We start from the raw sequence: 15,015 nt of genomic DNA on the forward strand, positions 1-15,015 counted from the left end.
AACGGCACGGGGCTTTTTTTGAGTGAGTATGTGGGGGGTGGATATAAGTCAACCAACAGCACACAGCGTCGATCGTGGCGTGTCATACTGTCATGAAAGCCCGTCATCCATGCTGGTCGTGTTAGTTTCAGAGTGCTAAAAAATGGCGGATGAAGACAAAAAATATCGCACTCGTTCTTGTTGCCCTGGGGTTCAGTCACGCCATTGCCGGGGAAATTGATCCCAGCCAGGAGCCGTGGTTAGGTAAATACCAGAAGCAGGAGAATGCTCCGAAGCCGGAGGAAATGCTGCTGAACACCGATCCAGAACCGGAGCTCAAAGAGGGCTTTGAGAATATGGTCAAAGACGACACCCTGAACAACTGGGTGCTCAAAGGCGGTGAGTCCAAATTCACCGCCAAGGACGGCGTGGTCACGGGCGTTTGCACTCCGGGCGAAGCCAGCACCTATCTCAGCACGAAGAAAGATTACAGTGACTTCATCTTCACCTGCGAAATGAAGTGGGAGGTGGACATCAATTCCGGTGTCATGTTCCGTGCCAAGTCCGGCGAAAAACACGCTGTCTTCGGCCCGCAGGTCGAGATGGAGGGCGTCGAAAGCACTCGTGGCTGGTCGGGCGGAATCTACGGGCAAAGCTGCGGCGGCTACTGGTATCCACTTTGGCTCAAAGCTCACGACAAAGCCCGCAAAGCGCTGAACAAGGAGGGGTGGAATCGTGTCACCATCTACGCCAAGGGCAACACGGTGAAGACCTGGGTCAACGGCGTCCCGGCAGCTCACTGGGTAGGTGATGGCACCTACAACAAAGGTTACTTCGGCCTGCAAATCCACCACGCCCCCAAAGGCAAAGTCCTCTGGCGCGGTATCAAGGTGAAGGAGCTCACTGGGAAGTAGACGCGGCCGTCAACCAATCGGCGACGCCTTGTACGTTCTTAAACTCGGGGATCCATGCGAGATCCTCGGGGAGATCGCTGGTGAACTCACAGCGCAGGCGCACGGGGTGGGCGCCGGAATCGATGGCGGCGTGCTGGTTGTAAATGCGGTCGTCCACGAGGATGGTTTCACCCGGATCGAGCTGGTATTTTTGATAACACTCACGCAGTCGGTCGACCTTCGCCGTGTCGTGCATGAACTCGCCGTGCTGCACGCACTCGATGGTGAGAAAATCGGTCACCGGAGCCAGGACCTCATTGAGATAGGCGGTCTTGGCTTCCACATCGAAGGTGGCCGACATTGTGAATTGGCGGTAGCCCGCTTCGTTCAATCGTTTCAAGGTTTCGATCACCCCCGGGTAGAGTGGTCGGTTGCGGAAGAATGATTGATCGGCACAAAAGTCGCGATCCATCTCCGCGCCCAACTCAGGATGCGTCTTCAACTCCAGCGCACCATACTCCGGCAAGATGGGGAGGACCTCCGGCAGCTGCTCCCATTTCAGGTCCCCATAGCGGTCGCGGTAGTTGGGGTGGCCGGTGAGGAAATGGAAATAGGCGTAATTCAGATCCGCCAAGACGCCGTCGACGTCCCAGAAGATGTTTTTGATGGATGCTGGATTCATGAGCAGGGGAGGAAAGCGCTGGTTTATCGCCAATTGGATGGATTGGAAAGGATAACTGCTGGCGGTGCCTGATTGGAGTCGGGGTGATGGGGGAGGTCGATCGCCCTACGGAGAGTCTGTCTTGCGAGGAAAGGCGGATCGTTTGCTTTCCTATGGCGGCGTTCCGTGAATACTCACGCCATGAGCAACGACCCGCTGCACGGCATCACCCTCGAACGTATGTTAACGGAGTTAGTGGACGAGTATGGCTGGGACGATCTCGCCTTTAGGATTCGGATCAACTGTTTCAAAAACGACCCCAGCATCAAATCCAGCCTCAAGTTCCTACGCCGCACCGACTGGGCAAGGAACAAGGTGGAAATCCTCTACAAACAATTCCTAGGCCTCAAAGACCCCGAGCGCAGGATTTAAGCTAGGGCAGATTGGCCCAATCTGCCGGATGGTGCCGGGATGTGGTTGCAGGGGGAAGGCGGTGGCTGAAGTTGTTGGGGGCCGTTGATTCCAGCCGAGGTGAATGCCTTCGATCCGGACGATTGGGCCAATCGTCCCTACCTAGCGTATTTGGCGGAGCGATACTTTCAGCCGAATTTACCGTTTGCGTCATCGTGATTCAGCGGACGGCTAGGATCTAGGTGTTATGCCGGTAGGGCAGATTGGCCCAATCTGCCGGATGGCGCCGGGGATGTTGTTGCTAGGGCAGACGGTGGCTGAACCTGTCAGGTGCCGTTCAGTCCTGCCGAGACGAACGCCTCCGATCCGGACGATTGGGCCAACCGTCCCTACCGGGTCGTGGCGTTTTCTCGACATGGAGAAGCTCTTGGTATAAATTGTCCAATCGATGAAACCCGTGCGGAAAAAGCTCAGCCATGAGACACCATTCTGGGTATCGGGTGTCTTTCCTGAGTGTTTTTTTATCACCGTTTGCACCCGACCACGAGGTGTCAACCAGTTGGCGAACAAGGTGATTTGGAATGGATTGGTCGAGACCGTTCAGGTTCGGAATGAACGTAAGATTTGGGACTGTCGATTGCTGTTAGCCATGCCCGATCACCTGCATGCGCTGATTTTGTTTGAAGGTGAGAAACGGATGGTCGATGTCATCAAAGACTGGAAGCGGTGGACGGCGAGAACATTGAAACTTAACTGGCAAAATGGTTTCTTCGATCATCGCTTGCGCAATCAGGATTCCGCCGAACAAAAACGAGATTATATTCTCGAGAACCCCGTCCGAGCAGGCCTGTGCACCCGTCCAGAAGATTGGCCCTACGTGCAGATCTGGTAGGGCAGATTGGCTCAATCTGCCGGATGGCGGCAGGGATGTTGTTGCTGGGCAGATGGGGGTTGAAGCTGTTGGGTGCCGTAGAGTCCTGTCGAGGTGAATGTCTTCGATCCGGACGATTGAGCCAATCGTCCCTACCATTGCGTATTTCGCCGGATGATATTTTCACCCTAATTCACCATTTGCATCATCTGATCCAGCGGAAGGGCAGGATCTAGGTCTTGCGCTGGTAGGGCAGATTGGCCCAATCTGCCGGATGGCGGCGGGGATGTGGTTGCTGGGGCAGATGGGGGTTGAAGTTGTTGGGTGCCGTAAAGCCCTGCCGAGGTGAATGCCTTCGATCCGGACGATTGCGGCCAGTTGTCCCTAGCTATTCTTCCGCGTGTTGAGGCTCGGTTTTCATGCCGAAGAGTTTGCGGAAGAAATTCTTCACGTCTTCGGTAGCGAGGTAGGCGCAGGGGATGAGGAAGAGGGTGATGAAGGTGGCAAACATGATGCCGAAGGCCAACGACACGGCCATCGGGATAAGGAACTGAGCCTGGATGGAGCGCTCGAAAATCAACGGCATTAAGCCTGCGAAGGTGGTGAGCGAGGTCAGCAGGATAGGGCGGAAGCGGGCCGATCCGGAATGGATTACGGCATCGTAGGGCGAGTCGCCCTCGCGGCGTCTGACGTTGGTGAAATCGACCATCACCAGCGAATCGTTGACCACCACACCGGTGAGTGCCAGCAAACCGAAGAAGCTGAGGAACGACGGGGTAATGTCCATGACCACGTGACCAAAGAAAGCACCCACCGCGCCAAAGGGAATAGCTAACAGCACGAAGATCGGCTGGGTGATCGATTTGAAGGGAATGGCTAACAGCGAGAACAGCACAAAGACTAACAGTCCACCCGTGACCCAGATGCGGTTCTGGTTTTCCTTAGTTTCTGCCAAAGCTCCCTCGTATTTCCAGCTGTTGCCAGGATGCTCGCGGACGATGTCGTCGACCATCGGGGTGAGCTTTTCCGCCAACTTGTTGATATTGACACTGCGGCTCTCGCGGTTGGTCGAAATGGTGTAAATGCGGGAGCCGTCTTTGCGCACGATCCGTGGAGGGGAGGATCCCCGGGTGATTTTGGCTACCTGGTTCATGCTGACACTGGAGCCGTTGGGAAGGCTGATACGGAGATCGTCCAGGGTGTGTAGTGATTCACGTTCCTCCTCGGGGAATCGGACCACCACCTTGACGCTGTCTTCACCGCGCTGTAGCCGCTGGGCTTCGTCGCCGTGGAATGCGCGGCGCACCTGCCGGGCGAGAAGTTCTTGGGTTAGGCCGAGCTCACGACCGTAGGGGAGCAGGGTGATTTGGAATTCGTCCTGCTCCTGCTCGATGCTCGTCCATGCGCGGCGAAGGCCTTCCTGATTGCTCAGCAGGTCTTGAATTTCTTGGGCAACTTCGGCCATCTCATTGGTATCGTGGCCACGGAGTTCGATCTCGATATCGGTGCTGTCACCCATCATACGACCGCCTGAGCTTTCGGTGCGGATGTAAAAAGATTGTGAGCCTTGAATGGTGCCTACCATCTCACGCCAGGCATCGGCGATTTCCTGGTTTTTTGGTCCAGGGTGTTTGCGTTTACTCGGCGGAGTGATTTCCACCAGCACATAACCTTCACGCTCATCGGTGCCGTTGCGGGTCGGTTTACCACCGGTGGTGGTCATGATGTTGCCAATCAAGGTCGGGCCGTCATCACCATCGGTGAAGATTTTCCTCAGGTCGTAGGCTGCCTGCTCGATGCGCTTCACTTGCTCATCTGTCTGCTCGAAGGCACTGCCTTCTTCCATGCGCAGGCGGGCGCTGATGTAATAGCGATCGACCGATGGGATGGACTCAAAACCCATCACCCCGCTGGCGACAAAGCCAACGCAGCCAAAGGCCACGGCCAGGAAAATCGACAAGGTGATGTAGCGATAGAGCACTGCCTTGGCTAACATCGGCTGATAGATGCTCTCGATGAACCAGTCCAGACCGGCGGAAGCTCCGCGTTGAATTCGCGTAATTACGCCATTGCCGGTGCGGTTGATTTTGATGTGTCGGAGGTGACAGGGCAGGATGAACTTGGACTCGATCAGTGAGAACAGCAGCACGGGGATGACCACGTAGGGGATCTGCTTGGCTAGCTCTCCCAGCCAGCCATCGAAGAAGGCGAGGGGAATGAAGGCTACGACGGTGGTGAGCACCCCGAAGGTGACCGGCACCGCAATTTCCTTCGCTCCGGTGACTGTCGCCTCGAGCGGGGCCATGCCGAGCTTCAGTTTGGAATAGATGTGTTCACTGGTGACAATAGCATCATCCACCACAATACCGAGCACGATGATGAAGCCGAAGATGCTCATGATGTTAGCGGTGACATCCATGGCAGGCATGAAGATCAGGCCACCGGCGAAACTGATGGGGATGCCGACCACCACCCAGAAGGCGAGTGACAAGCGAAGGAACACACCGAGCAGAATGAATACCAGGATACTGCCCTGCAGTAAGTTCCAGAAGAGAGTGGAAATGCGGCCTCGCAGGCTAACGGAATCATCATCCCAAGTGGCCAAGGTGACTCCTTCAGGGAAGCGTGTGTGGGCGTTGTCCACGTATTCATGGACCATGTCAGAAATGGTGAGAGCGCTTTCATCGCCGAGACGTTTCACCTCGGCTAGCACGCAGCGCTTGCCATTGAGACGGGTGATTTTTTTATCTTCGTCAAAGTTGTCGCGCACATGGGCGATGTCTCCGAGGGTGATCTGGGCACCATTTTTTCGGGAAACGATGATCTTTTCAAAGGCGGTGCGATCGAGCGCCTGATTCGTCGAGCGCAGCAGCACGCGGCTGGATTTCGAGTTGATCGAACCTGCGGAGAGGTCGAGCGAGTTTTGGCGAATGGCTGCGGAGAGGTCGCTGATTTCCAAGCCGTAATCGTGAAGGGTATCACGGTTCACCTCGATGGAGATCTCATGGTTGCGGCCGCCGATGATATCCACTTTGGAAATTCCCGGTAGCGAAGTGAGATCATCGCGGACTTGGCGGGCGGCTGTTAGGAGGTCTTTTTCCGACATGTCACCAGAGATCACCACGGAGATGACCTCCATCCAGTTGGCGGTATCTGGGATGCGCACCTGGGGGCGTTCCATCTCGTCCGGGAAGGTATTGATGCTATCGATACGCGACTCGATCTCCGCGCGGAGCTTGTCCATATCGATACCATCTTCGGTCTCGATGGTGAATTCCGCACTGTTACGGCGGGCGTCCGAGCGGATCGCCTTGATCTCGGCGATGCCCTCCAGTGAGGACTCAATCGGCAGAATAATCTTCTGCTCCACCTCATTGGGTGTTCCGCCGGGAAGCGGGATATTGACTCGGATATACGACGGCTGATAGGTGGGTGTCACCTCCGTCGGGATCTTGAACATGACCGCGTAGATGCCTGCCAAGAGAATGGCGAGCATCAGGAAATTGGAGGCGTAGCTGTTACGGGCGAACCAGCGGATCATGATTTGAAGTTAAATCGGAGAATGGGTGTGAGTAATCAAGGACGAGAGCTGGTGAGCGTTATCGTCTGCGAGGTGGGCGGCTGGTGGGTTTGTCGATCTGGGCAGCAGCATCACTCTGAGCCTTGGAAGGGTCGGGGGTGATTTCTACCGGAGCACCTTCTGGGGCATAGGGGAGGTGGCTGATGGCTAATTGGTCGCCGGGTTGGACGGTGTCTCGGAAAATGATGTCGTCTTGGGTCGACCAAATAGGCTCGATATCCAGGTGGACGATCTTGCCCTCACGGATGACGATGATTTCATTGAGATCGCTGAGGTGCTCGCGTGACACGGTGTAAACGTCCTTGAGCACATGCGCGGGGATGGCTGCCCGAACCGGCTGCCCGATGTAGAGTGCTGGCGTGTCCGCCTTTAGACCAAATGGATCCTGGATGCGGGCGATGACGAAGATCTGTCGAGAGTCGGCGTCCAGCTCACCCTCGGCGCGGATGATGCGGGCTTTCCATGACTGGCTGGTGGAGTGGGATGCCACGATTGAGGTGAGCGTGATTTCCTTCGCCTCGGCGGAGTGTTCTGTGAGTGGTTTGTTCGGTGGGCTGTAGAACTCGAGATCGCGTGTGGTGATGGGCAGGCGGACCTCGGCGATATCGGTGGTGAAAATCTCACCCAGCGTGGTGTTCGATCCAACTTGCTGGCCAATGCCGACCGTGCGAAGTCGCACCCGACCATTATAAGGTGCTTTCACCTTGGTGCGGCTCAGGTTTCGTTCGGCACGTTCCAGAGCGGCTTGGGCAGATGTGACGTCGGCTTCGGTCTGGCGTAGCTGTGGTTTGCGCAGCACCAGATCACTTGGCGTGTCATCGAACCCGGCGTCCTTCCAGTTTAGTAGTGCCTGTTTGGCGCGAGCCTGCTCTTGAGCGTATAATGATTCAGCCCGTGCGAGCTGTGCTTTGGCGGACTCGATTTCGGTTAAGTAGTCGGCAGTATCAATTTCCACCAGCACGTCTCCTTTTTGGAAAAAGGCACCGTCTTCGAACTTGGGAGAGATTTTCATCACACGTCCGCCTACTTGGGCAGTCAGGGCGGTGTTGTGGTGGGCGCGGATGTCACCCTGGGTGTAGACCTCCACGGTATAGTCTTCTTTTTCCAGTGGCAGGACCTTGGTTTTGATCGATGGTGCTTTGCCTGAGCGGCGGGAGCCTCCACGGTTGCCTTTGCCACGCGACGATGACTTGCTGTCCTCGGCCGTCTCATCACGGCTGAAGGCATTGGTTTTACAGCCTTTCAGAGAGTTGAAAGCCAGAAATCCGGCACCTAACACGAGCAGGGCGATAACAAGATGGATGATTTTGCGCATGTTTTATTTCGTGGATGATGGCTGGGTGGTGAAGTCACCTCCCAGTGCGAGATAGAGGTTGATACGGTTCTGAATTCGCTGGTTCTGCAAATCAATGAGAGAGCTTCGCGCAGTCGATGCCCGACGCTGGGTTTCCAGCAGATCGAGGATGTCGACTCCGTCTACGCCCTCAGCATAATCGCGCTCGGCCTGGCGTTCAGCGAGGGCGGCTTGTTCGAGCTCTTTACGCAGGAATTGCTCCTGCTGTTTCAGCCAGCTTTCGGATGCCAGCGCAGACTCTACTTCACGATAAGCATCCAGCACAGTGTCACTGTAATCGTGGATGGCTGCGCTGTTGCGTGCGACGGTGGCTCTGGCGTCCTCCCGATTGGCTCCTGCGTCGAAAAGTGACTGGCTGATGGACGAGGAGATGGACGAACTGAGATAGCCGGGATCGAGCAGATTTCCATAGCTTGATGAGCTGGTGCCACTGCTGCCGGTGAGTCTGAGACTGGGTAGGAGGTCCTTTTTCGCGGCCTCGGCGCGGTGGAATGACGACAGCAGGTCGAGGCGTGCGGCGACGATGTCCGGGCGGCGGGCGATGAGTCCGGATGGCAATCCGCTCGGCACGCTCTGTGGAATATTCGGTAAATCGGAGGGCGACTGGATCTTGGCCAAGGGATAACGTCCCAACAGGACTTCCAAGTTGCGGCGGGCATCGTCCCGGTTACTTAAGCGCGAGCGGAGAATGCGCTCGGCGCTGAACACGTTGTTCCGTGAGAGCTGCAGTTCCAGTGATCTGGCAGTGCCGGCTTTGTAGTTACGGACGATGATTTTTTCCACCTGCTGGTAACTGGCCAGCGTTTCTCTGGCAAGTTTCACCTGATTCTCCGCACTGATGAGATTATACCAAGTGCTGGCAACGTTGGCTGCCAGCGATAGGCGGGCGCTGCGGAGATCGGCCACGGTGGAATCGTAGTCGGCCGTGGCGGCGGTGTGGAGATGGCGGAGTCTTCCCCAGAGATCGAACTCCCAGCTGGCACCCACGCTGATACTTGTTGAACTTGAGTAGCTGGTGGCACCTCCGTTCGCATCGCTGTTGGTGCGGGATCGACTGGCTCCGGAGGAAGCGCTGAGAGATGGGAGTCGGTTGGCCCGAGCTCGAATGACGCTTGCTCGTGCTGCTTTGAGTCGATCCGCGGTGGCGAGGATGCTGGGGTTGTTCGTCATCGCCTCGTTCACCAGTTTCGGTAGGCGGGAGTCGTTGAGGTCTTTGACCCAGCCTCGGCTGATTTTTCCAGAGGTCCCTCCAGTAGTTGCTGCCCAAGCCTTGGGCACCTCGATCTGAGGTTGGTCGCTTGGGTCGCCAATGGGCACGCAGGACGAGGCCAGACTGAGCACCGCGAGGGTTGGCAGGGTGAGGCGTGTCCGGATAAGGGCGTGGCGAATCATCGGTGGCGGTGGGCTGATCTTAGGATCTTGAATCTATCGTGGTGATCCCAGCTAGGACTGTCTGAAGCGATTCTAGAGTGGTGAATTGTGAAAAAAAATCCTCCCCTGCGTGGTGATTAGCAGGGGAGGATGGAAAGGGTTTCATTCAGAACGGCTTAAGGGATTCTGAAGTGCTTGGATGTGTTCGCAATGGGCTTGTTCGTCTTGGGGTCGATGCGTGCTGTCGATGGATCACCGACGATGTCACCGCTCTGGTAGCCGCTCACATTAATGACATTGTAAGGGCGGTAGGGGCTGATCACCATGTCCTTCTTGCCGTCTGGAGTAGGACGTCCGACAGGGACATTGCTATCGATTTCAGTCATCGGAGCTGGGACTTCAGATCCTTGAGTGGGAGGCGTGGTTGGTGCGCTGTCCGGAATGGGCGCGCAGGAGGCGAAGGCCGCGGCCACGCTTGCGAGCAGTGTGATGTGTCGTGTTTTCATAGATGGTGTAGGAGTTTGTTAGGTCGTCCGTGTGAGTGGGACTTGCTGCCGATTATACGATCGTGCGATCTTTCGACTATCAAGAAATTGCCCAATCTGCTGAATTAAAAACCGAGGAATGTGGTTAGTAAAATACCCAGTTTTCGAGGTTTGGAAACGGAGTAGCGCTGGCCGAAGACCTGGAAGCCATCGTTGCGCATCTTGGTGAGCAGCTGATGGTAGATTTTACGCATTGCCTCGGCTGCCTTGAGCGCGTTTTTGTCCTCGGCCTGAAGGTGATCGAGGGCTTGCTGGTAGAACTTCTCCGCACGGTCAGCCTGCCAGGCCATCATGGCGATGAAGCGGCCGTCGTGCACCCTGCCCACCAGATCCCGCTCACTGTATTGGAAGCGGACGAAGTCGTCCAAGGGGAGGTAGATTCTGCCGCCATTGCGCAGGTCCTCATCGACATCGCGCAGGATGTTGGTGATCTGCAGGGCGTGGCCGAGAGCGACGGCGTATTTCTCCGAGTCCGGATGGGTGCAGCCAAAGATCTGGGTGGAGATCAGGCCTACGCAGCTGGCCACCCGGTAGGTGTAGTTTTCCAACTCCTCCCAGCTGCCAAAGCGTTGCGGCTCGAGATCGGACGCGCAGCCGTCGATGAGGTCGAGGAAGGGTTGTTTGGAGATTTGATAGCGATCGATCAGTCCGAGCACTTCGCTCTGGAGTTCGTCGGGCTTTGTGAATCCGGACTCAATGCCAGCGCGCCATTCCGCCAAGCCGCGTTTCCTTTTTTCCAATGGGATATCCAAATCATCCGCCAAGTCATCGATGACCCGGCAGAATGCGTAGAAGGTAATCATATCGCGCTTGCGCTCCTTCGGTAGGAAGGTCAGCGCAATGGCGAGATTGGATTTCGCCTTGCGAGTGATTTGTTGAGCGGATGACATGACAGAGAATGTTGATCGTTTCAGGGGGGGAGGGCACCAGGTGGTGAATCCAACATTCACGCATTCGTTCGGAGCTTATTTGATGGGGCCCCAGTGGCCGCTGCCGAATGGCCAGAGTGTGAACGAAGCCGGTCCGATGACGTTGAACTCCTTGACGGTTCCCCAGTGGCGGGAGTCGGAAGAGTTGAATGAGTTGTCGCCCAGAGCAATGTATTCGTTCATGCCGGGACGGGTGGAGAAGTTGGCCTTGAAGTGATGTTTGCCTGCCAGGCGTTCGCGGGGTTCGTAGCCGCGGTAGCCATTTTCCTGACTCATGACTTTTTTGAAGCCAGGTTCGCTGGCGAGCTCTCCATTGATGTAAAGGTCGAGCCCTTGGATCTGGAGTGAGTCTCCGGGCACGGCTGCGAGACGTTTGATGTAGTGCGAGCCGGCGACGGTGCCCTGGGCGCGGGCGTCGCTGTGAATACGCTGGATCTCACGGGTATCGAAAACGAAGACCTCTCCGCGTGATGGATTTCGGAAATGGTAGGACATTTTATCGACAAGAATCAAATCACCACTGTCGATGTAGCCATGGGCGACTTTGGTGTCGGGCGCCAGCATCGGATTGGTATAGAAGGCGGATTCTTGGTTGGGTTGACCATCGAAGGGGACGCCTGCCTGGCGCAGCTCCGCGCGTTGTTCGGGGCTGAGTCTTGCTGCGGCAACGTATCCTGTGGTTTGAGCGAAACCGAAGCCCTTGCCGTCCTCACCTTGCGCAAGCAAGGCGGATTTAGGTCCAGGGAAGGACATCTTGCTGCCATCGGCAAAGTAGATGTAGGTGCGGGTGAAAAAGTGGAACACCGGGCGTTCGATGACCGGGTTGTTCTGGCGCAGGACCTTCGTTGTGTCGGTGACCAGATCGACATAGGTGCGACCGTGGGTGGCTTTTTGAATGGCGCGGGTAGCCATGGATGGTAACTGCTCGTCATCGGGCAGAGGGGTGGCAACGATGCCGTTGAGCGTGGGCTGCATCGAACCAGTCGGAATGCGGAACGGCTGCACCACGTAGGCACGCAGGCCGAGAGCGACGACGATGGCGACAAAGAAAACCTCCAAGTTTTCCTCCACCCATCCTTGTGCTTGATAGCGGGGCAGGGCGCTTTCACAGGTCGCTTGGAGCTGTTTGCTGGCCTCGGCGCAGCTATCTTTATTGCCCGATTTGACCGCAGCGCGCAGGTCACTGCGGCGTGAGTGGATCTCCTCGATCTGCTTGTCTTCTAACAAATCTCGTTTGTAATTCAGAAACTTCTTGGCAGCCTTGTCCAATAGCTTCGCTTCCTTTTTCCACTTGGGTGCAAACATGTCGCACTGAAATAGCCGTCAGGATGCACCATCCAGCAAGGGAAAAATTTCAGATGTTCCGTAGTTTTCGCATCTCGTCGAAATGCGTCCTTGTGATTCTGAGTGGATAATAGAACGAAAAACCACATTTCTCTTGCTATTGAGAACCAGTATCAATAAGTGGGTGTCGCCGCTGCTGCGCTCAGAGAGCCTTTTGTCATTGAAATGTTCGCTGAAGGTTGGAGTGGTGGATAATATGCCGAGTGAATAAAGATTAGCCTGGGCTAAAAACGCATTGACGATCTCGATTGTTCGTTTATTGCACTGGCAGAGATTCAATCCGGCTGGCTGTCCATGACACGTGGGGAGTTGCCTTTTCCTATTTCAAATGATGAAACTTATATTACCGCTTATTCTGATCATGGCAGGCTCTGCTGTTGCGCAGGAAAAATCCGCAACGCCTGACCCTGCCGCGCACCGCGAGCTGATCCGCCAGTGGGTGCAGACCGAGCGCTTGCTGTCCGAGGAGAAAAACGACTGGCAGGTGGAAAAGCAGCGGATGCAGGATTTGCTCGATCTCTACCAGAAAGAGCTCAAGCTGCTCAACGAGGAGATTGAAAAAGCCGGTAGCTCCGCCGGATTGGTCGATTCCCGCAAGAGCAAGTTAGAGAGCGAGCTGAAAGAGTTCCGCGATGCCCAGCGCTTGATGGCCGATACCATGGCTCGCTTGTTGCCACGGATCAAAACCATCATCCAGCGTCTGCCCGCGCCGCTACAGGACGAACTCGCCGCAGATATTGATTTCCTAACTTCGGCCGAAGCCATGGGCAAGCCGCGCGATGTGCTGAAGTCGATGCTCTCCGTGCTTTCCGGAGCCGGGCAGTTCAATCGCACCATCACCCTGGGCGAGGAAACCCGCACCCTGCAGAGCGGCCAGAAGATGACGGTCGATGTGCTCTACCTCGGTCTGGCCCGCGCTTACTTCGCCACCACCAGCGGAGAAACTGCCGGCATCGGTCAGCCGGGAAAAGAGGGCTGGGTCTGGCAAGATCAGGCGGACCTCGCGGATGACATCCGCCAGGCGATTGCCGTTTATCGCAAGGACAAACAACCTCAGCTCATCAAGCTGCCCGTGGGGGTCAGCGCTGAAGCATCCAAATAATTTTTCGTTATGTTCGATTTGAAAATCACCACCCGTCTCGCTCTTGTCGTCGCCGCCGGTCTCGGTAGCGCATCGGCTCAGGACCTGACGTCCATCCAAAAAGATCTGGAGCAATCCCAGAAGGCTCTGACCGCCCAGCGCGAAACCATTGCCGCGGAAAAACCACCTTTGGCCAAAGCCTTCGATGACGTCCGGACCGATCTGGTGGAAAAACGCCGCAAGGCCAGAATCGCCCGCATGGCGGTCAGCGATCGCGATGCCTTGCTCAAGGAGCTGGAGAAAAAACACTACCTCTCCGCCCAGAATCAGACCTTTGTGGTGGGCCAACTGCGCGACTTCGGATTGAAATTGGAAACCTTCCTGCTTCCCGGCGAAGAGGCTCTCTATCAGGAGGCGCTGAACGGCCTGCACAGTCCGGAAGGCACACCGGCCGAGCTGATGAGGAAGCGACTCGCCTCGCTGGAAGCCGGGGTGGATCGACTCGATAAGCTCATCGGTGGCAGCACCGTGCAAGGTGAGGCCGTGGCCCCCGATGGCACGGTGAAAGAAGGCACCTTCGCTCTCGCAGGCCCCTCGGCATGGTTCGCCGCAGCCGACGACTCCCTGGCCGGATCCATTGTCCGCGAAAAAGGCAGCCGCAGCCCGAAAGTGCACCCGGGGCAACGTGGGGAAATCAAAACCATCATCGCCGGTGGGGAGTCGACCGTGGACATCGATGTCACCGGGGGCAAGGCACTCGCTCTTGCCAGTCTGGAAGAGGACAAACTCGATATTTTCCGCAAGGGAGGTTTCTGGATTTGGCCCATCCTCGGCATTGCGCTGTTCTCGGCCATTTCCGGCATCATCAAGTTTGCCCAGATCATCCGCATCCGCACGCCGGAGTCCGATTGGATTGCCAAAATCCTCGCGGCCCTCCGCTCAGGCGATCAAGAAAGCGCCCAAGCTCAGGCGTCCAAAGTCTATCACCCGGCGTCTGAAGTCGTTGGCAAATGCCTCGGCTACGCCAAAGCCGGACCGGATGTGGTGGAGGAAGTCCTCTACGAGCAGCTCATCGGCGTGCAGAACAAGCTGCAGAACTGGCTACCATTCATTGCCATTACCGCGGCCACAGCGCCGTTGTTAGGTCTGCTGGGCACCGTCGCCGGAATGATCCGCACCTTCAACGTCATCACCGTTTCCGGAACGGGCGATGCCAAACCGCTCGCCGGCGGAATCTCCGAAGCGCTGATTACCACCTTGTTCGGATTGGTCGTCGCCATCCCCGCGCTGATCATTCACGCCTTACTCTCACGCCGTTGCCAAGGCATCGCCACCACCACCGAAAAACTGGGTCTCACCCTGGTGAATGGCTTGCGTGGTGACAAGGTTCAAACTCCAAGCACAGAGCCCAAGTAATTCTGAAAAATTCTGTTCATTCTGTCTGAAAAAAATGTTCTCAGAACTCCATAGTGTCCTTCGCCAAGGCGGCCCCATTCTCTGGTGCCTGCTGCTGCTCGGCGTGGGGCTCTACACCATGCTGGCTGCCACGTGGTTTGGTCTGCGCAAGGTGAAGAAGGAAATGGGGGACACGTATTTGCAGAACGAGCAACGTCACAGCGGGCAGGGGAGACGGCAAATTATTGGCGATTTCACCACCTTCGAGCTGGATCGCTTGGCCTGGGTCGAGCGCCGCTTGCCCTTCATCGGCGTGCTGGCCGGAGCCGCGCCCTTGGCGGGCTTGTTAGGAACGGTGTCGGGGATGTTAGTCACCTTTTCCGGACTGGCCACCAGCAGCACCGCCAAACCCATCGATAAAATTTCCGTCGGTATCTCCGAGGCGCTGATCACCACCCAGGCCGGCCTGCTTATCGCCATCCCCGCCGCCTTCCTGTTAGCTTTACTGCGCAAACAAACGCAAGTCACCCACGCAGCCCTGCAGCAGCACATGCACAGCGCCCTCATCGCCGAACCCAAGCGAGGATAAACCTATTTCCAC

At 56.5% G+C, this 15,015-nt stretch carries 13 protein-coding genes; 6 read left to right on the forward strand and 7 right to left on the reverse strand.

The features are described 5' to 3' along the window. Positions 1-149 precede the first annotated feature (149 nt). Positions 150-893, forward strand: a complete 744-nt coding sequence (locus JO972_RS06390; protein ID WP_309489184.1) for a 3-keto-disaccharide hydrolase — start codon at positions 150-152, stop codon at positions 891-893. On the opposite strand, the gene JO972_RS06395 is transcribed toward JO972_RS06390, so the two are convergent. Beyond that, on the reverse strand, positions 880-1,554 hold the full coding sequence (locus tag JO972_RS06395) for an HAD family hydrolase (RefSeq protein WP_309489185.1): 675 nt from the start codon (positions 1,552-1,554) through the stop codon (positions 880-882). The genes JO972_RS06390 and JO972_RS06395 overlap by 14 nt on opposite strands. 180 nt (positions 1,555-1,734) lie before the next feature. On the opposite strand from JO972_RS06395, the gene JO972_RS06400 reads away from it, so the two are divergent. Together JO972_RS06400 and JO972_RS06405 are read left to right on the forward strand one after the other, a co-directional pair. After that, positions 1,735-1,965 carry a VF530 family protein gene (locus JO972_RS06400; protein WP_309489186.1) on the forward strand — a complete coding sequence of 77 codons (231 nt, stop codon included), beginning with the start codon at positions 1,735-1,737 and terminating at the stop codon, positions 1,963-1,965. A gap of 427 nt (positions 1,966-2,392) precedes the next feature. Beyond that, entirely contained in the window at positions 2,393-2,836 is a 444-nt protein-coding gene (locus JO972_RS06405; RefSeq protein ID WP_309489187.1) for an REP-associated tyrosine transposase, read from the forward strand. A 367-nt stretch (positions 2,837-3,203) separates the two neighbouring features. Here JO972_RS06405 and JO972_RS06410 read toward each other — a convergent pair whose 3' ends face one another. From JO972_RS06410 to lepB, 6 genes are all read right to left on the reverse strand, one after another. Then, entirely contained in the window at positions 3,204-6,356 is a 3,153-nt protein-coding gene (locus tag JO972_RS06410) for an efflux RND transporter permease subunit (RefSeq protein WP_309489188.1), read from the reverse strand. Between the two features lie 58 nt (positions 6,357-6,414). Beyond that, positions 6,415-7,710, reverse strand: a complete 1,296-nt coding sequence (locus JO972_RS06415; protein WP_309489189.1) for an efflux RND transporter periplasmic adaptor subunit — start codon at positions 7,708-7,710, stop codon at positions 6,415-6,417. Between the two features lie 3 nt (positions 7,711-7,713). Further along, on the reverse strand, positions 7,714-9,141 hold the full coding sequence (locus tag JO972_RS06420) for an efflux transporter outer membrane subunit (RefSeq protein WP_309489190.1): 1,428 nt from the start codon (positions 9,139-9,141) through the stop codon (positions 7,714-7,716). A gap of 155 nt (positions 9,142-9,296) precedes the next feature. After that, the gene (locus JO972_RS06425) at positions 9,297-9,626 is read right to left on the reverse strand and encodes a hypothetical protein (protein ID WP_309489191.1); all 330 of its coding nucleotides are present in this window, start codon (positions 9,624-9,626) and stop codon (positions 9,297-9,299) included. Between the two features lie 104 nt (positions 9,627-9,730). After that, the gene (locus tag JO972_RS06430; protein ID WP_309489192.1) at positions 9,731-10,555 is read right to left on the reverse strand and encodes a phytoene/squalene synthase family protein; all 825 of its coding nucleotides are present in this window, start codon (positions 10,553-10,555) and stop codon (positions 9,731-9,733) included. Between the two features lie 75 nt (positions 10,556-10,630). After that, positions 10,631-11,899 (reverse strand): signal peptidase I, encoded by a 1,269-nt coding sequence (gene lepB, locus JO972_RS06435; protein ID WP_309489193.1) that lies wholly within the window; start codon positions 11,897-11,899, stop codon positions 10,631-10,633. A 400-nt stretch (positions 11,900-12,299) separates the two neighbouring features. Between lepB and JO972_RS06440 the strand changes: the two genes are divergently transcribed. From JO972_RS06440 to JO972_RS06450, 3 genes are read left to right on the forward strand one after another with little or no spacing between them, the layout of a single operon-like run. Then, positions 12,300-13,040, forward strand: a complete 741-nt coding sequence (locus tag JO972_RS06440; protein WP_309489194.1) for a DUF3450 family protein — start codon at positions 12,300-12,302, stop codon at positions 13,038-13,040. A 9-nt stretch (positions 13,041-13,049) separates the two neighbouring features. Continuing rightward, positions 13,050-14,435, forward strand: a complete 1,386-nt coding sequence (locus JO972_RS06445; protein ID WP_309489195.1) for a MotA/TolQ/ExbB proton channel family protein — start codon at positions 13,050-13,052, stop codon at positions 14,433-14,435. A gap of 34 nt (positions 14,436-14,469) precedes the next feature. Continuing rightward, on the forward strand, positions 14,470-15,003 hold the full coding sequence (locus JO972_RS06450; RefSeq protein WP_309489196.1) for a MotA/TolQ/ExbB proton channel family protein: 534 nt from the start codon (positions 14,470-14,472) through the stop codon (positions 15,001-15,003). The last annotated feature ends 12 nt before the right edge of the window (positions 15,004-15,015 follow it).

The organism is Oceaniferula flava, from assembly GCF_016811075.1.
GTDB lineage: Bacteria > Verrucomicrobiota > Verrucomicrobiia > Verrucomicrobiales > Akkermansiaceae > Oceaniferula > Oceaniferula flava.